Source organism: Cohnella sp. GCM10027633 (assembly GCF_042675445.1).
In the GTDB taxonomy this organism is placed as follows: Bacteria; Bacillota; Bacilli; order Paenibacillales; family Paenibacillaceae; genus Cohnella.
Genome location: NZ_JBHTGV010000004.1, coordinates 193004 through 210189 on the forward strand (window position 1 = coordinate 193004; position 17186 = coordinate 210189).

15 protein-coding genes are annotated in these 17186 nt (G+C 60.4%); 5 read left to right on the plus strand and 10 right to left on the minus strand.

Features of this window, described 5'->3' with window-relative positions; translation table 11 throughout:
• Nucleotides 1-3 precede the first annotated feature (3 nt).
• The 6 genes from ACFQZG_RS12360 to ACFQZG_RS12385 all read right to left on the minus strand — a co-directional run bounded on the left by ACFQZG_RS12360 (nt 4) and on the right by ACFQZG_RS12385 (nt 4520).
• Nucleotides 4-225 (minus strand): hypothetical protein, encoded by a 222-nt coding sequence (locus tag ACFQZG_RS12360; protein ID WP_378152852.1) that lies wholly within the window; start codon nt 223-225, stop codon nt 4-6.
• A 46-nt stretch (nt 226-271) separates the two neighbouring features.
• Nucleotides 272-1123 (minus strand): inositol monophosphatase family protein, encoded by an 852-nt coding sequence (locus tag ACFQZG_RS12365; protein ID WP_378152854.1) that lies wholly within the window; start codon nt 1121-1123, stop codon nt 272-274.
• Between the two features lie 112 nt (nt 1124-1235).
• Entirely contained in the window at nt 1236-2060 is an 825-nt protein-coding gene (locus ACFQZG_RS12370) for a sulfite exporter TauE/SafE family protein (RefSeq protein WP_378152856.1), read from the minus strand.
• Between the two features lie 151 nt (nt 2061-2211).
• Nucleotides 2212-2982: an enoyl-ACP reductase FabI gene (fabI, locus tag ACFQZG_RS12375; protein ID WP_378152858.1), complete on the minus strand. Its 771-nt coding sequence runs from the start codon at nt 2980-2982 to the stop codon at nt 2212-2214.
• A gap of 157 nt (nt 2983-3139) precedes the next feature.
• Entirely contained in the window at nt 3140-4159 is a 1020-nt protein-coding gene (uvsE, locus tag ACFQZG_RS12380) for a UV DNA damage repair endonuclease UvsE (protein ID WP_378152860.1), read from the minus strand.
• A gap of 37 nt (nt 4160-4196) precedes the next feature.
• Nucleotides 4197-4520, minus strand: coding sequence for a hypothetical protein (locus ACFQZG_RS12385; protein ID WP_378152862.1), 324 nt, complete (start codon nt 4518-4520; stop codon nt 4197-4199).
• Nucleotides 4521-4702: 182 nt separating this feature from the next.
• Here ACFQZG_RS12385 and ACFQZG_RS12390 point away from each other — a divergent pair, with 182 nt between their 5' ends.
• On the plus strand, nt 4703-5353 hold the full coding sequence (locus ACFQZG_RS12390) for a DNA-binding response regulator (RefSeq protein WP_378152864.1): 651 nt from the start codon (nt 4703-4705) through the stop codon (nt 5351-5353).
• Between the two features lie 380 nt (nt 5354-5733).
• Here ACFQZG_RS12390 and ACFQZG_RS12395 read toward each other — a convergent pair whose 3' ends face one another.
• Nucleotides 5734-6888 carry a D-alanine--D-alanine ligase gene (locus ACFQZG_RS12395; RefSeq protein WP_378152866.1) on the minus strand — a complete coding sequence of 385 codons (1155 nt, stop codon included), beginning with the start codon at nt 6886-6888 and terminating at the stop codon, nt 5734-5736.
• A gap of 20 nt (nt 6889-6908) precedes the next feature.
• A complete protein-coding gene (locus ACFQZG_RS12400; protein WP_378152868.1) occupies nt 6909-8015 on the minus strand; it encodes an amidase domain-containing protein in 1107 nt (368 codons plus the stop codon).
• A 229-nt stretch (nt 8016-8244) separates the two neighbouring features.
• Here ACFQZG_RS12400 and acnA point away from each other — a divergent pair, with 229 nt between their 5' ends.
• Nucleotides 8245-10956 carry an aconitate hydratase AcnA gene (acnA, locus tag ACFQZG_RS12405; RefSeq protein WP_378152870.1) on the plus strand — a complete coding sequence of 904 codons (2712 nt, stop codon included), beginning with the start codon at nt 8245-8247 and terminating at the stop codon, nt 10954-10956.
• Between the two features lie 153 nt (nt 10957-11109).
• A complete protein-coding gene (locus ACFQZG_RS12410) occupies nt 11110-12165 on the plus strand; it encodes a YlbL family protein (protein WP_378152872.1) in 1056 nt (351 codons plus the stop codon).
• Nucleotides 12166-12593: 428 nt separating this feature from the next.
• On the opposite strand, the gene ACFQZG_RS12415 is transcribed toward ACFQZG_RS12410, so the two are convergent.
• Nucleotides 12594-13337, minus strand: a complete 744-nt coding sequence (locus ACFQZG_RS12415; protein WP_378152874.1) for an IclR family transcriptional regulator — start codon at nt 13335-13337, stop codon at nt 12594-12596.
• Nucleotides 13338-13592: 255 nt separating this feature from the next.
• Between ACFQZG_RS12415 and ACFQZG_RS12420 the strand changes: the two genes are divergently transcribed.
• Nucleotides 13593-14624: an alpha/beta hydrolase gene (locus ACFQZG_RS12420; protein ID WP_378152876.1), complete on the plus strand. Its 1032-nt coding sequence runs from the start codon at nt 13593-13595 to the stop codon at nt 14622-14624.
• Nucleotides 14625-14704: 80 nt separating this feature from the next.
• On the plus strand, nt 14705-15823 hold the full coding sequence (locus ACFQZG_RS12425; protein ID WP_378152878.1) for a superoxide dismutase: 1119 nt from the start codon (nt 14705-14707) through the stop codon (nt 15821-15823).
• Between the two features lie 79 nt (nt 15824-15902).
• Here the strand turns inward: ACFQZG_RS12425 and ACFQZG_RS12430 are convergent, their stop codons facing one another.
• Nucleotides 15903-16979 carry a Gfo/Idh/MocA family protein gene (locus ACFQZG_RS12430; protein WP_378152880.1) on the minus strand — a complete coding sequence of 359 codons (1077 nt, stop codon included), beginning with the start codon at nt 16977-16979 and terminating at the stop codon, nt 15903-15905.
• Nucleotides 16980-17186: the final 207 nt, after the last annotated feature.

The following is a 17186-nucleotide window of genomic DNA, read 5'->3' on the forward strand; positions in this document are numbered from 1 at the left end:
TCGTTATCGGTCGTCGTATCTCCCGTCTACTTCGCTCGCCAGCTTCCGGTACAGCTTCGTCTCCTCCGCTACCGGATCCCGCTCCGCCTGCACGCGGATTTCCCACTTCGGGGATATCGCCCTCGCCGCTTCGACCTCCGGCGCCTCCGCTTCTTGCTCTCCTTCGGTCAGCATGCGGGCGAGCTGCTCCTCCGCCTCGCTGAACTTCTCTTCCGCGTCTGCCACGACATTCGCTCCTTTCCTCATCTAGGATGGACGAAAGCCGCGCTCGTCATGTGAGCAAGGCGATTCGAAGCTCCTCGATCAATTCGTCGTGAACGCGGCCGTTGCTCGCCGCGACGTCTCGCACCCCGAGATGGTACCGTTCGCCGTTCAGATCCGACATTCGTCCGCCCGCTTCCTCGACGAGCAGCGAACCGGCGGCGATATCCCACGCGCTCAGGTTGTATTCCCAGAACCCGCTTAACCGGCCCGCGGCGACGTAGGCGAGATGCAAGGCCGCCGAGCCCACGATGCGAAGATTGCGGACCTTCGGAGCCAGCGCTTGAATCCCCTTCATGTTCGCCGGCAGGGCTACGTGCTGGTCCGCCGGGAAGCCGGTCGCCACGAGGCTGCGGCTAAGCGTCTCTTCCGGCGACACCTGCATCGACCGTCCGCGGACGTAGGCGCCCTTGCCCCGCTCGGCGACGAACAACTCGTCTCTCGAAGGGTCGTACACGACGCCGACGATCACTTGTCCGCGATGCGCAAGCGCAATCGAAACGGAATAGAACGGGAAGCCGTGTACATAGTTCGTCGTCCCGTCGACCGGATCGACGATCCACAAGTATTCTTCGTCTCCCATCTCCCGAATCGCCCTCGCCGAAGCTTCCGGCCCCGGCTCCACGCCTTCTTCGCCTAGGAAGGCATGGTGCGGGAAGTGAGTCGCGATCAAGTTGCGGATCATCCGCTCCGATCCTTTGTCGACTTCGGTCACGAGATCGTGCATCGAATATTTCGTATCCAGCTGCGTGAAGCTGCCTGATTTGCTCTTGATCCATTCCCCGGCCTTCGACGCGCAATTGATCGCGACCGCCGTGAAGCTTTTGCCGCCGATCGTATGATTCGGCTCGCCAACGCTCATCTATCATCCCTCAGATCCTCGGATTCGTTGCCTAATCGACACCTTACTATACCTATAGCATATACGAAAAACCCGCCCGGCGGTTGCTAACTATATAGATAAGACATGAAAATTATAAATCGCGGGCGCCCTGAACGATCAGATAGATCGCCATGCCGAGCAGCGTCGCCTGCAGCAGCCAGATGAGCTGCTTGCCGCTCATCTTCGACGCGATGATCGCGCCGACGCGGCCTCCGACGATCGCGCCCGGCATGAGCGCGGCGAACAGCAGCCAGTCGATGTTGCCGTGCCACGCGTGCACGCCGCTGCCCAGAACCGAAGAGAGCAGAATGACGAACATCGACGTCGCGGTGGCGATGTGCGGCGGGAATCGGAACAGCAGCACCATCAACGGCACGAACAACGATCCTCCGCCGATCCCGAACAACCCCGAACATAGGCCTACTCCGCATCCGATGATCAAGGCCAGCGTCACGCTGTAACCGTACGTATGCCGTTCGCCTTTGCCGTCCGTGAAGCTTCTCTGTACCGGCCAATTCAGCCGAAGCGGCTTCATTCGCTGTCTGGCGATCATCAGACCGAACATAACGAACATGAAGATGCCGAAGGAGAGCTGGAACGGTCCCGGCTTGATTCCGTTCGTCAGCAGCGCCCCCGCCATCGCGGCCGGACCGCTCGTCGCGAAGAACAGCCATCCGGTACGGAAGTCGACCTTGCCTTGCTTATGATACGTATACGTCGCCGATAGCGCCGTGAAGATCAGCACGGCGAGCGAGGTTCCGACCGCTACCTGCGTCGTGACCGGGTCTCCCGCAATTCGCTCGCCTAGCAGCACGAGCACCGGCACCATGATGATGCCTCCGCCGAGACCGACGATGCTGCCGAAGATCGCCGCGACGGTTCCGATCGCGAATAATATTAAGATAGCCAATAACATCGAGTCATGCACTCCTACGTTCGATTGCCCTTGATTCGTATAGTATAAACCACCTCGGCGCGCACTTGCCATTATAGACGTCCATTTCGGTTATTGACGCGAAGAAGCCGCCTATTCGCTAGGCGGCTTCCGTACGATATAGCAAAATGAATTAAATCCCCACCGTATTGTAGCCGTTGTCCACGTACAACACTTCGCCCGTAATGCCGCGGGCCCAGTTGCTCATCAAGAACAGGGCGGTGTCGCCGACTTCGGCTGCCTCCGTGTTGCGGCGCAGCGGCGCCTTCTCCTCGACTTGCTTCAGAATCGAGTTGAAGCCCGCGATTCCTTTGGCCGCGAGCGTCCGGATCGGTCCGGCGGAAATCGCGTTGACGCGGATTTGATTCGGGCCGAGATCGTTCGCCAGATAGCGCACCGATGCTTCGAGACCGGCTTTGGCGACGCCCATGACGTTGTAGTTCTTCAGCGAGCGCTGCGCGCCGAGGTACGTCAAGGTGACGATGCTGCCGCCTTCCGTCATGAGCGGATGCAGCCGCTGGGCGACCGCCGTCAGCGAGTAGACGCTGATGTCGTGCGCGAGCGCGAATCCGGCGCGGGACGTATCGACGTACATGCCGTCCAGCTCCTCGGCCTTCGCGAACGCGATGCAATGCGCGAGTCCGTGAACGACGCCGACTTCTTCCTTCAGCCGGTGGGCCAAGCCCTCGATGTCTTCGTCTACCGCGACGTTGCACAGCAACGTCAGCGAGTCCGGAATCGTATCCGCGAGCTTCTTCACGCGTTCCTCGACCCGCTCGCTCTCGTATGTAAAGATCAATCTCGCGCCTTGCGACGCGAGCGATTGGGCGATCGCCCAGGCAATGCTTCTTTCGTTCGCGACTCCCATGACTACGATGTTCTTTCCTTGCAGCAATCCGCTCATTCGCCAACAATCCCCCTCGCCGAGAATCAGAAGCGTTCGCCGGCGACATGCCGCGATCCGCTGCCCTGCCTTCGAACTGGCAGAACGCTCCTGCATTTTCCAACGTAACGCATTTCCCGGGGGATTGCAACTGTTGCCCGTCATTTTATGAAAACGCTTAACCCGACACCTCGACGCTCGCGCCGTCGATGACGCGGATCGGTTCGCCCGATGCCTCGAGCCCGCGCAAATCCTCCATCAGCTTAACGAGAGATTCGTCCTTGCGCTTCGCTTCGATCATGACGTCAACCGCCGCGGTCGAGCCAGCGATCCCGTACAGGAACCGCAGCAAAGGCTGCGGATCCACATAATCCGCGTGCCCGCGCGGGTCCGACTCACTCTTCGGACTCGACACGTGCAGCTTCGGCGGCAGCCAGCGCGGATCGCCCATCGCGATGCCGCTTCGCCCGTTCCAGCCGAACTTCTCCCACGTTCGCAGAATGTCCGGCCATAGCGCCTCGGCTTGTTCCTCACCCGGATTGACCGCATGATGATGGATATCGAGCACCATCGGAACGCCGACCTCCTCGCTTATGCGCAACGTCTCGAGGGCGGTGAACGTTTTGTCGTCGTTCTCCAGCGTGATCCGATGCCTGAGCCGCTCCTCCATGAGGTTGAACTGATCGACGAACCGCCTGCCGGAAGTCGGCTTGTCCCCGTAGCTTCCGCCGACGTGGATGTTGCAGGTCGCCCGTTCGTCGAGCCCCATCGCCTCCAGCATCCGCACGTGGTAATCGAGCTCTCTGACCGAGTTGCGGTACACTTCCTCTCGCGGCGTGCTGAGAACCGTGTAATGATCGGGATGAAAAGAAAGCCGTATGCCATGCTCCCTCGCGAACGCGCCGACGTCCGCGAACCCTTGCGCGAGCGCGGGGTACGGATCCCAGTCGCTTAGGTCGGCATGGGTGGAGAGCGGGATGATCTTCGAAGTTATGCGGTACAGCTTCACGTCCATGTAGCGGCAATGCTTCAGCAGCCTTAGCGTGTTGTGCAAGTTCGCCTGCGCGATGCCTTCCAGCCTGCGTAAGCCCGCTTCGCGGTCGGCGAGCTTGGAGAACGTCGCCATGGTCATCGTGCGCGAAGGCGACGCGTCTTCCAACTGGACCGACATCGCGACGAATCCGAATCTAACGATCATGGTGCGGCGATTCCTCCAGACTTAGTCGGGTATCGTACTAAGTTTGCTCCTGATCGCCGAAAAACATTTCGTAAGCGAGCGCCGTCTGCACGCGCGATTCTTCCTCCGTCAACCGGCGCACGAGCTCCATCTCTACTTGGGTCACTTCCTCGCCTTGGAAGTTCCTCTCCGCGATCGACGCCAGAATGCGCACGATGGCGACGGCCGTATTGTCCGGAGCGTAAGCGATCACCTTCTGCCCGGTCGGGAAAATGCGATAATGCTTCTTCACCATTTTGCCGCGGCCGTATTCGAGCAGTTCGTACAGCTCGCCGTCGGACTTGAATTTGCACACGGAATTGAATTCGGTCTGGAATCCCATGGTTCTTAACCCCCTCGTTCTTGTTGCGTTCATTATAACCCGCCGAACGCGGCGATTGCACATTGCCGTTGCCGTCGGTCGTCATCTACCCGTATAATGGATCTAAGCGCGTGAAGCACACCGTCCTCCCCCTTGCATGGGGGTTGGGCGGTTATTTTTTTATCCATGGGAGGGAAATAGCGGTGAGTAAATTCGAGTCGGCTTACGAAGCTTGGTTGAACAAGCATCGCGCGGCGGCCAGCGGTGAACGGTTACGAAGACTGACGAAAGGACATGGTTACGGCGAAAAACTGTTGCTACAGACGGGGTGGTGGCCGACATTCGGGAACTTCGACCATCTAGTGCCGGAGTTCGAGTTCGTGGACGATGAGGGGAATTACTATTATATGGATCTTGGATATGCGCGCTTGCCTAAACCCACCTGTTTGGAATCCGACAGCTTCGGCATTCACGCCCGGGACGCGGATCGCGATTCGTTCTCACGCGGATTGGAGCGTCAGAACGCGATCGTACTGTCGGACTGGCACATCCTTCGTTTCTCGATCGACAAGCTGAAGGAGGATCCCGGCTACTGTCAGCGCACGCTTCGCAAAATGCTCGAGAGCTGGTACGGAGAGGACAGCATGCGGTTGAACGGGTTGAACGTGTACGAAAGGGAGATCTATAGGTTGGCGACTCGGTCGATTATTCCGATCGAAACGGCGGATGCGTGCGCATGTCTCGGGAAGAGCGACCGGTTCGCTCGCGATTTGCTCCATGGCATGGTGGCTAAGGGCATTCTCGAGTCCGCCTCCGGCGTATCGCGTGTACGAAGCTATCGGCTCGTGCGCTAGCGTGATGAGGCCGGAGCCGGGGTCAAGATAGCGGAACCTCGTTCCGCTATTGCGGCCTGGCGCGCCCTTCGCGGCGAGATAGCGGAACCTCGTTCCGCTATTGCGGCCTGGCGCGCCCTTGGCGGCGAGATAGCGGAACCTCGTTCCGCTATTGCGGCCTGGCGCGCTCTTCGCGGCGAGATAGCGGAACCTCGTTCCGCTATTGCGGCCTGGCGCGCCCTTGGCGGCGAGATAGCGGAACCTCGTTCCGCTATTGCGGCCTGGCGTGCCCTTCGCGGCGAGATAGCGGAACCTCGTTCCGCTATTGCGGCCTGGCGCGCCCTTCGCGGCGAGCCAGCGAACGCAAAAAAAGCGGCGCCGAAGCGCCGCCCATCCCGTAATCATTCCCCGCCGCCGTACTCCAGCGACTGCCGCTCCGCATGGCGCTCGATCGCCAGCCGGATCAATTCGTCCAACAGCTCCCGGTAAGAGACGCCGGTTTCCTTCCACATGAGCGGGTACATGCTGAACGGCGTGAATCCCGGCATCGTGTTCACCTCGTTGATGAACAGCGCGTTGTCCCCGCGGCGCAGGAAGAAGTCCGCGCGGCACAATCCGGAGTTGTCGATCGCCCGGAAAGCGCGAATCGCCATCTCGCGAACCGCCTGCGCCGTCTCAGGAGAGATCTCCGCCGGGATGACCATGACCGACTTGCCGTCGATGTATTTCGCCTTGTAATCGTAGAACTCGTTCGAGCTGCAGATCTCGCCCGGCACCGAAGCGCGAGGCTCGTCGTTGCCGAGCACGCTGACCTCGATCTCCCGCGCGTCGCAGAACTCTTCGACGATGATCTTGCGGTCGTACCGCAGCGCCTCTTCGACCGCGCCTACGAGCTCCTCGCGGTTGCGCGCCTTGGATACGCCGACGCTCGAGCCCAGGTTCGCCGGCTTGACGAAGCACGGATAGCCGAGCTCCTCGACGTTCGCAAGCACGCGATCGCGATCTTTGATCCAAGCATGCTTAATGAAGTGACGGTAGCCGACTTGCGGCAACCCCGCCGCCGCGAACATCGTCTTCATCGCCACCTTGTCCATGCCGACGGACGAGGCGAGCACGCCCGCGCCGACGTAAGGCAGTCCCGCCATCTCGAACAGCCCTTGGATCGTGCCGTCTTCACCGAAGGTGCCGTGCAGCAGCGGCAACATGACGTCGATCGCCGCGCCGGATTCGGCCTTCGCACCAACCGCAACCGCGCTCTCGGTAATACCCTGAAGCACAGGCAGCAGCGCGTTGCCGGCGCCGGCGAGATCACCGGCCGCGCCCGTATCGTCGCCGGCGACGCCCGCCGCCGAGAATTGCAATTCGGCAACCGCGGACGGCGGAGCCGCCAACGCGGCACCCGATCGCCATTGTCCCTTCGCGGTAATATAGAAAGGAATGAGTTCGTATTTGTCGTAATCGAACGCCTTCGATACCGCCAGCGCGGTCTGCAGCGAAACTTCGTGTTCGCCCGAACGTCCGCCGTACACGAGACCGACGCGAATTTTGTTCCCCATGAGGACCTCCGGAATATAAGTCATTCGTAAATATGGAAGAAGCGGTACTGGGTTCTGTCCGTCCAGGCATACGAGTCGCGATAGTCCCAGTAACGGTGGCGGCTGCTCACCGTGTTCGCGTTGACGAGCGGCATGCCTTCCGGCGTGAATGCCGTCACGATCGTCGTGTGCTGATACCGGCCATTGCCGTCCCAGTCGTAACAGATCACGTCCCCTAACCGGAGCAGCTCCGGCCGATCGACGGCTTCGGCCTTCAGGCCGTAGGCGCGCGGCTGCGACAAATATCCCTGCAGCGCGTTCGATACCGCCCAGCTGTAGCTCCACTGCTCGACGTTGTTCTGGCGCCCCTTGTACCACCAGCCCGATTCTCTTCTCCCAGTATAGTCCATCGGAATGCCCCCTGCAAAGATGCACTGGGACACGTAGTTCGTGCAATTCACGGCAAAATCCTCGTAGGACGCGTTCGGCTCGTTCCACCATCTCTCCGCGTAGGCGACGGCGGCCTCCCGGCGATACGGGGCGTCGCGCATATTCCGGTCGTAGCCCGTTTCGCTTCCCGCGACGGCTCCGACGTACAACCTGGACTTGAAGCCGTGCAGCGCGTTCGGATTCAGATAAGGAAGCGAAGGAATCGTCGGCCGTCTGTCGTCCTCGAAGCTAACGAAGCTTCCTAAGCTTCCTTCCGCGTGCCGGGGTTCCGGATCGACGGAGACGCCCTGCTCCGGATTCGCCTCCGTCGCGAGCGGCTGCACCGAATCGAGGCGCCAGCTCGAGCCGACGCGAACGAATTTGACGCGTTCCCGGTCGATGCGCTCCTCTTGCCACGGACTGCCGCGCTGTTCGAACGAGCGAACCGAATGCAAGGCGATCTCGACGACCGCTTCCCCCGAATTGGCGCGTTGGCGTTCGATACGCGTTCGCATTTCGCTATGAACGGGCTTAATGCCGGACTTTTTCTCCCGCAGCATCGCCACCCGCATCCGCTTGGCGAGCCGATCGCGCTGCCCGACGTCGGCGATCTGCTTCAGCACGCCCGAATCTTTGCTTAATGCCGCTTCGTTCATCGCGCTCACGTATCGGAACAACGCGTCCTTCCATTCCCCCGCTCTAGACGCTTGATTGGGCACAGCGATCCCTCCCCGATGAAGACATGGAGCCGTCCGTACATTTTATGCCCGGCTTCGCCCGTCCGATGCCTTCGTTCCCCTCGGATGAATTCGCCCCCGCATGCGGTATTCTAATGGAATAGGCCCGTTACGTCTTTACGGAATATGCGCAACAGAGTATACTTGATCTTGTAGCATTATAATGAAATCGTGTTTCACTGTATGAAACAAAGCTAGGAGGCGCGTTGAATTGTCCAAATTGCCTTATCAAGTCGAATCAGACCTTCAGTCGTCGGGTAACTCTTACCGCTACTATCGTCTGCAAGCGTTGGAGGAACAAGGCGTAGGCCCTGTCTCCAAACTCCCGTTCTCGATCAAAGTATTGCTGGAAGCCGCAATCCGTCAATTCGACGGCCGGGGCATCACCCAGGAGCACGTCAAGCAATTGGCGAACTGGGCGAACGGCCGCGAAGACAAAGAAATTCCGCTTATCCCCGCGCGTATCGTCCTGCAGGACTTCACCGGCGTACCGGTCGTCGTCGATCTCGCTGCGATGCGCGAAACCGTCAAGCAAGCCGGCGGCGATCCGAACCGGATCAACCCGCTCGTGCCGGTCGACCTCGTCATCGACCACTCCGTCATGGTCGACGCGTTCGGCACGCCGGACGCGCTTAAGACGAACACGGATATCGAGTTCGAACGGAACAACGAGCGCTACCGCTTCCTTCGCTGGGCGCAAACGGCGTTCGATAACTTCCGCGCGGTTCCTCCGGGAACGGGTATCGTTCACCAAGTCAACCTGGAGTACCTGGCATCCGTCGCCGCAACGAAAACGAAGAACGGCGTAACCGAAGTGTATCCGGATTCGCTCGTCGGCACGGACTCCCATACGACGATGATCAACGGACTCGGCGTCGTAGGCTGGGGCGTCGGAGGCATCGAAGCCGAGGCGTGCATGCTCGGCCAACCGCTCTACTTCGTCATGCCTGAAGTTATCGGCTTCAAGCTGACCGGCAAGCTCGCGGAAGGCGCTACGGCGACCGACCTCGCGCTGACCGTAACCCAAATGCTCCGCAAAAAAGGCGTCGTAGGCAAGTTCGTCGAGTTCTTCGGCCCCGGCTTGTCCAACATCAGCCTGGCGGACCGCGCGACGGTCGCCAACATGGCTCCGGAATACGGCGCGACGATCGGCTTCTTCCCGATCGACGAAGAAGCGCTCAACTACATGCGCCTGACGGGTCGCGAAGAAGCTCAAATCGAGCTCGTCGCCGACTACTACAAAGCGCAAGACATGTTCCGCACGGACGCGACGCCTGATCCGGTGTTCTCCGACATTCTCGAGCTCGACTTGTCGACGATCGTACCGAGCCTTGCCGGTCCTAAGCGCCCGCAAGACCGCGTAGAGCTGACGAACATGAAGAAGAACTTCAACGACAGCATCCGCACGCCGATCGACAAAGGCGGCTTCGGCCTGTCCGACGACAAAATCGCGCAATCCGCTTCCGTCAAGCATCCGAACGGATCGGCGAGCACGCTGCAGACGGGCGCCGTCGTCATCGCGGCCATCACGAGCTGCACGAACACTTCGAACCCGAGCGTAATGGTGGGCGCGGGTCTCGTCGCGAAGAAAGCCGTCGAACGCGGCTTGAAAAAACCGGGCTACGTCAAAAGCTCGCTGACGCCGGGCTCGCTCGTCGTTACCGACTACTTGGTGAAAGCCGGCTTGTTGCCTTACCTCGAGAAGATCGGCTTCTACGTAGCCGGATACGGCTGCGCGACGTGTATCGGCAACTCCGGTCCGCTGCCGGACGAAGTCAGCATCGCGATCGCCGAGAACGACATGACGGTTGCCGCCGTCATTTCCGGTAACCGGAACTTCGAAGGCCGCGTTCACGCGCAAGTGAAGGCGAACTATCTGGCATCTCCGCCGCTCGTCGTCGCTTACGCGCTCGCGGGCACCGTTAACATCGATCTGTCCGTCGATCCGATTGGCTACGACAACGACAATCAACCGGTATATTTGAAGGATATCTGGCCGACGAACGAAGAGATTCAACAAGCCGTCGGCGCTTCGCTCACGCCGGAGATGTTCCGCGCGAAATACGAGAACGTGTTCACGCAGAACGAGCAGTGGAACGAGATTCCGGTACCAAAGGGCGAGCTGTACGAGTGGGACGACAAGTCGACTTACATCGCGAACCCGCCGTTCTTCACGAACCTCGGTCCGACGCCGGGCGACATCGGAGACATCAAGGGCGCGCGCGTTCTGGCGCTCATGGGCGATTCCGTAACGACCGACCATATCTCTCCGGCAGGCAACATCAAAGCCGACAGCCCGGGCGGCAAGTACTTGCTCGATCACGGCGTGAAGAAGGAAGACTTCAACTCGTACGGCTCCCGCCGCGGCCATCACGAAGTGATGATGCGCGGCACGTTCGCCAACATCCGGATCCGCAACCAAGTGGCCCCGGGCACCGAAGGCGGCGTAACGACGTACTTGCCGAAGGACGAAGTGATGTCCATCTACGACGCGTCGATGAAGTACCAGAAGTCCGGCACGAACCTCGTCGTTATCGCCGGCAAAGAGTACGGCACCGGAAGCTCCCGCGACTGGGCGGCTAAAGGCACGTTCCTGCTCGGCGTCAAAGCGGTCATCGCCGAAAGCTTCGAGCGCATTCACCGCGCGAACCTCGTCGGCATGGGCGTTCTGCCGCTGCAGTTCCAACCGGGCCAATCGTGGCAAGTGCTTGGCATTACCGGTCGCGAGACGTTCTCGTTCGCGGGACTGTCCAACGACGTACAACCGGGCCAGACGATCACGGTAACGGCTACGCGCGAAGACGGCACGACGTTCGAGTTCCCTGCGATCGTTCGTCTCGATTCCCTCGTCGACGTCGACTACTACCGCAACAGCGGCATTCTGCAGACGGTATTGCGTCAAATGCTCGCGGGCCAAGCGTAAGCTTACCCTCGTTCAAGAAGCCCTTCCCTCGTCCGATATGGATGCGGGAAGGGCTTTATTGCGCGTCGGCGGCATTTTCGAAAAATCCGCTCATATCGGTTATAATGAAACCGACCTCTTGCATCGATTCGTTCAACTTGGGAGTGACTCGCCTTGACATCGAGACCGAATTTCTCGTTCCGCCGCTCATGGAAGCTGCTGCTCGTCTTCTTCCTGCTCGCGGTATACGCGTTTGCTTATTTCAAATCTTGGCCTTACGTCATCTCCGGTCCCGGCTCCGCCGAGCCGATCCATTCGCGCGTCGAGACCGGGCACAAGCTCGAGCAGAAAGGCGAGTTCCTGTTCACGACCGTATCGTCCCGTTCGAAGCCGAACTTGTTCTCTTTGCTGTACGCCAAGCTGGATCCGAAGCTGGACATTCAATCCGAGCAGAAGGCCACGGGCGGACGCACGAACCTGGAAGCGTACCGGAACCTGCTCGCGTGGATGCGCGACAGCTCCGAGAACAACGCCATGCTAGCCGCCTATAAGACGATGGACAAGGAGATCGGCGTCGAGGAGCAGGGCGTCATCGTCGTCAGCTTGCTTCCCGGCTCCAAGGCGCGCGAGAGCGGCCTTCAGGAAGGCGACATCATTACGCATCTCGACGGCGAGGAGACGCTCACGTTCGAGAAGTTCTACGAGCATATCTCCGACTTGAAGCCCGGCGATTCGGTGAAGGCTTCCGGCAAGCGCGGCGAGAAGACGTTCGAAGCGACGATCCCGCTCATGAAGCTTGACGACGGGCGCACGGGCATCGGCTTCCAGCGCGACATGGTGCTCAAGGTGACGCCTCCGGACCCGGTCAAGTTCGACTTCAACGATATCGGCGGTCCATCCGCCGGCTTGATGATGACGCTGGAGATCATCTCCCAACTAACCGACGAGGACTTGACCCGCGGCTACCAAGTCGCCGGCACCGGGACGATCGCCGCGGACGGCAAAGTCGGCCAGATCGGCGGCATCAACTACAAGCTAATGGCCGCGGACCGCGAAGACGCAGATTACTTCCTCGTGCCGTACTCGGGAGACTACTCGAACTGGAAGCTCGCCGAGGAGACGGTGAAGGATCTTAATCTGTCGCCCAAGCTCGTGAAGGTCGCGACGCTCGCCGACGCGGTCAAGTTCCTGAAGGAGCTGCAAGACAATCCGACGCCTGATGCAAAATAGCGCTACTTGGTAACGCTGCAGCTACGAATACGCGAAGTTGTTACCTGTAACGGTGTCTGGCACCGCTGCAGCGACGAACACGCGAAGTTGCTAACTGTAACGGTGTCTGGCACCGCTGCAGCGACGATTACGTGAAGTTGCTACCTGTAACGGTGTCTGGCACCGCTGCAGCGACGAACACGCGAAGTTGCCTTCTGTAACGGTGTCTGGCACCGCTGCAGCGACGATTACGCGAAGTTGCTGCCTGTAACAGTGTCTGGCACCGCTGCAACGACGAATACGCGAAGTTGTTACCTGTAACGGTGCCTCGTACCGCTGCAGCGACGAATATGCGAAGTTACTCTCTGTAACGGTGTCTCGTACCGCTTCAGCGACAACAAAAAAATCGGGGCCACTCGGCTCCGATTTTTTTGTTGCGCTTATCCTAATTACCCCAACAGCCCGCCCATCCGCCGCGCCGCCTCCATTATCGCCGGGGCGTGCTCGTGCATCTTGTCGGGCGTCAGCCGGTTCGACGGTCCGGATACCGACAGCGCCCCGACGAGCTTGCCGGAGCGGCTCCAGATCGGCGCGGACACGGCGGCCGCGCCGGGCTCGCGCTCCTCGAAGCTCGTCGCGTAGCCGCTCGAGACGATGTCGTCCAGCTGCTGCGCGAACGACTGCCGGTGAAGCCCCGCCGGCCAGGACGGGTCGGACATGACGAGACTGCGCACGCCGGGCTCCGCGAAGGCGAGCAGCACTTTGCTCGATGCGCCGACCGACAGCGGAAGCCTCGAGCCGACCGTCGCGACGCGGCGAATCGCCTGCGTGCTCTGCACGGCCTGGATTCGCACGCGCTCCGAGCGGTCTCTCACGTACAGGCTGACCGTCTCGCTCAGCTCGTCGCGCAATCGCTCCATCTCCGGCAGCAGCACGACCGAAGGATCGTCCGACCGCGACAAATGCGCGGACAGCTCCAATACGCTCAGCCCGAGCCTGTATTTGTCCGTCGCTTCGACGCGCTTCACGAAGCCTTTCGCTTCCAGCGTCGCCAGCAGACGGAACACGGTACTCTTGTGAAGGCCGACCCGGCCGGCGATCTCCGTCAGTCCCCACTCGTTGCCCGCCGCGAAGCAGAGCAGCACGTCGAGCGCCCGCTCGACGGCTCTGACCGTCTTTTTGTCCTCCTCCATCCCGTTCGTACCTCCTTGATAAATAGAATCTACGTCGGGCTCGAACGATCTCACCCTTCGATTCGTTTCATTGCATGAAACCCTGTTACGCCTAGTATAACGCAATCCGGAAGCCGCGTAAATGTTGGAAGCGCTTTATTACAATTTGATTACGCCTATTTAACAAGTGTCCTAGCCGCATTGACGCTCTGAAACCTGCGATCTACGATGAAAGTACTACGATTCGCTAGCGCATGCAAAGAGAGGCGATCCATCATGACAACTTTGTCGACGCCACTTCCTCTCGGCGGCTCCGGGACGCTTCCGTCTCCGGTCGCCTCGTCCGACCCGACAACCAACCACCGCGCCTGGCGCATCGCCTTCAACGTCTCGGTAAGCGCGATCGTCCTGCTGTTCGCGCTCGTCATTGGCGCGCACGGCTACGTCGCGTACCGGCTCGCGCATCCGCCCGTCGCCGCTCTCGTCTCGAATCCGATGCTGGCCATCCAGCTGGATTACGCGGAGGTGACGTTCCCGAGCGTCGACGGCGCAACGCCCGTGGACGGCTGGTGGATTCCCGCCGCGGACAGCCGCAAGACGGTCGTGCTCAGCCATGGCTACGGCACGAACCGGGAAGAATCGTGGGTTCCGATGTACGATCTCGCCTCTCTGCTGCACGAACGAAGCTACAACGTCCTCATGTTCGATTACGGCTTCGCCAGCCAATCTCATCCGACGCCAGCTACCGGCGGTTTAATAGAATCCGGGCAACTGCTCGGCGCCATCCAATATGCCCGATCGCAAGGCAGCGACGAGCTCATCGTATGGGGCTTCTCGATGGGAGCCGGGACGGCGCTGCAAGCCGCCCTCCGGGACGCTCCCGTCGACGCGATGATTCTCGACAGCACGTTCCTGCCGGACGACGACACGCTCTATTATAATTTGCGACAACAGATCAACATTCCTAAAGATCCTTCCGTCTCGATACTGCGTTGGTTTTTCCCGTTCATGAGCGGCGTATCGCTGTCCGATATTCCTTCCGAGCGAGTGCAGACGACGGACTACGGCATTCCGATTCTGCTCATTCACGGAACCGCGGACGACAAGGCGCCGACCTACTTGGCCGAAAATATCGCGGAAGCGCAGACGAACGCGAAGTCGGGACTGTGGATCGTTCCGGGCGCGATTCACGAGATGATCTTCCGAACGCATCCGGATGAGTATATCGCGCGCACGACCGCGTTCCTGAGCGAAGTCGACGCAACGGTTGCCGTTCAAGCGGCCTACGTCTCTCAAGCCGCCTCATAATCGAGCATAACTCCCCTCCTTTGCGCATACGTTGGGTAAGAAGAACGCCTTACTCACCGTGCATGGAGGGGGTTTATTTCATGTTGCCGACTTACGGCGATCGGATATTGCAAGGCCTGATCGGGGGCAAACAGCGCGAACGGGAGCACGCGGCTGCGGTGCGCGAGCTCATCCCCGAGCTCGAGGCGCCGTACGCTCGTCTGCTGCGCGAATGGGAGCAGGCCTTCGCTCGCACGCGGGAGCTGCTGCAACGCGCCAGACAAGACGTAAGGGCTTCCGAAGAGCAAGCGGACGAAGCCGACCGGATAAGATTGCGGATTCCGCAGCTCGTACAGGACGCGCTGCATCAATCCCAAGCGTTCGCGCAGCATCTGCGGTTGCTGCGGGAGCATAGCGAGGCAATCAGGGCGCTGCCTGAGAGCGCCGCTCCGCTCCGGTTGCCCTTGTACGACGAGTCGTCCGACGACGCTTCCGACGACTACGGCGGCGGGCCCGAGCCCGCGGATTCGCCGATGCGTCCCGATCAAGGCGCCGCCATGGGCGATATGAGCGGAAGCGTATTGCCCGTAGGCGCCGTACCGATCGGCGGCCATAAGCTTCCCCCCTTGCCCTACTCCTATAAAGCGCTCGAACCGTGGATAGACGAGAAGACGATGCGCATCCATCACGTCAAGCACCATCAGAGCTACGTGGACGGCTTGAACAAAGCGGAGACGAAGCTCTCGGAAGCAAGGAAGACGGGCGATTTCGATCTGGTTAAGCATTGGGAGCGAGAGCTGGCGTTCAACGGCGCCGGTCATTACTTGCATACGATCTTCTGGGAATCAATGTCGCCGAGAGGCGGGGGCAAGCCCGTCGGAGCGCTTCTGCAGGAAATCGAACGGAGCTTCGGCAGCTACGACGCGTTCAAGAAGCAGTTCTCCGAAGCCGCGAACAAAGTCGAAGGCGGCGGATGGGCGATTCTCGTCTGGAGTCCCCGGAGCCATCGCTTGGAGATTCTGACGGCGGAGAAGCACCAGAACCTGTCCCAATGGGACGTCGTGCCTCTGCTGCCGCTGGACGTCTGGGAGCATGCCTATTACTTGAAGCATCAGAACGAACGCGCCGCCTACGTCAAAGATTGGTGGAACGTCGTGAATTGGCCGTACGTCGCGCAAAGGTACCACGAAGCGGCGAAGCTGCAATGGACGCCTTGGTGAACGAACGGCAACGCAATAAGGGCTCTCCCGGAATCGCGCATGGCGACCGGGAGAGCCCTTCGGTTATTTCGCGCCTAGCTTACAGGCTCCAGTCCAGCTTCACTTCGCCGCCGGTGCGGGAGGACTCGTAGATCGCGTCGATGATCAGGTTGCTGCGCAGTCCCGTCTCCGCGGACGTCCAAGGCGTCTTGCCTTCGCGGACGCACTCGAGGAAGTGGCGGCTCAGTCGAACGCGGGCGCCTTCGTCGTCGGCCGGCGTCGCCAGATCGACTTCGACCGTCTGGTCGAAGCGCTCGGTCAAGAACTTGCCGGAGCTGCCGCGCAATACGGCGCCGCCGTCGGAGCCCATGAGGTGCAGGAACGGCGCGCTGTCCGTGTCCATGTGAACCGCCCAGCTCACTTCAAGCGTCAGGGAGCTGCCGTCTTCCATCTTGATGATGGCCGTCGCCAAGTCTTCGACGTCGTAGATGCCGTTCCAATCCGGCTTGCCCCAGCTTCCGATGCCTTTCTTGCGAGGGCCGAACTCCGCGTACGTAGAGCCGTATACGGATACGGGCTTCGGCTCGCCCATCAGGAAGAACGCGAGGTCGAGCATATGAACGCCGATATCGATCAGCGGGCCGCCGCCGGATTGGGCGTGCTGCGTGAACCACGTGCCCCAGCCCGGGATGCCTTTGCGACGGTACCAGCCGGTTTTGGCCGTATAGATGTTGCCCAGCTCGCCGCGGTCGACTTGTTGCTTGATTTGCAACGACTGCGGCTCCCAACGCATCTGGTGCGCGACCATGACGGTCTTGCCCGTGCGCTTCTGGGCGCGGACGATTTCCTTCGCCGCTTCGGAGTCGAGACCCATCGGCTTCTCGACGAGCACGTGCTTGCCGTGCTCAAGCGCCATGATCGTCAGAGGCGCGTGCGCGGAGTTCGGCACGGCTACGATTACCGCGTCCACGTCGTCGCGGAGGATGAGCGCTTCCGGGGAAGGAGCGACGACGGGAATGCCGTATTGCTGCGCTCTTTGCTCCGCGAGCGGCAAGTAGACGTCCGTGATCGCGACGAACTCGCATGTGTCCGTCAGCTTGCCGAATTCCTGCAAATGCACGTTGCCGATGTTGCCCGCGCCGATCAAGCCGAGGCGGAGCTTGCTAGCCTTAGACATAAAATCAATTCCTCCAATGGATGGTCGATAGTAAGCTGCACTTTCCTAATCATAATAGAGAACCCCGCGCGGAGTGAGTGTCAATTTGGCTTACTTCTTATGGTCATTTGTCCGGAGCCGAGATGCGCGACGATCGGGAACAACCGGAACGACCGCGAACGACGGCGCGAACGCAAAAACCGCCGGAGCGTATCGCTCCGGCGGTTC

Excerpts from the sequence above, each read along its gene's own strand:
- ACFQZG_RS12365 (WP_378152854.1), bottom strand. The coding sequence starts at position 1,123 with ATGAGCGTTGGCGAGCCGAATCATACGATCGGCGGCAAAAGCTTCACG.
- ACFQZG_RS12370 (WP_378152856.1), bottom strand. The coding sequence starts at position 2,060 with ATGTTATTGGCTATCTTAATATTATTCGCGATCGGAACCGTCGCGGCG.
- fabI (WP_378152858.1), bottom strand. The coding sequence starts at position 2,982 with ATGAGCGGATTGCTGCAAGGAAAGAACATCGTAGTCATGGGAGTCGCG.
- uvsE (WP_378152860.1), bottom strand. The coding sequence starts at position 4,159 with ATGATCGTTAGATTCGGATTCGTCGCGATGTCGGTCCAGTTGGAAGAC.
- ACFQZG_RS12385 (WP_378152862.1), bottom strand. The coding sequence starts at position 4,520 with ATGGGATTCCAGACCGAATTCAATTCCGTGTGCAAATTCAAGTCCGAC.
- ACFQZG_RS12395 (WP_378152866.1), bottom strand. The coding sequence starts at position 6,888 with ATGGGGAACAAAATTCGCGTCGGTCTCGTGTACGGCGGACGTTCGGGC.
- ACFQZG_RS12415 (WP_378152874.1), bottom strand. The coding sequence starts at position 13,337 with ATGGAGGAGGACAAAAAGACGGTCAGAGCCGTCGAGCGGGCGCTCGAC.
- ACFQZG_RS12420 (WP_378152876.1), top strand. The coding sequence starts at position 13,593 with ATGACAACTTTGTCGACGCCACTTCCTCTCGGCGGCTCCGGGACGCTT.
- ACFQZG_RS12425 (WP_378152878.1), top strand. The coding sequence starts at position 14,705 with ATGTTGCCGACTTACGGCGATCGGATATTGCAAGGCCTGATCGGGGGC.
- ACFQZG_RS12430 (WP_378152880.1), bottom strand. The coding sequence starts at position 16,979 with ATGTCTAAGGCTAGCAAGCTCCGCCTCGGCTTGATCGGCGCGGGCAAC.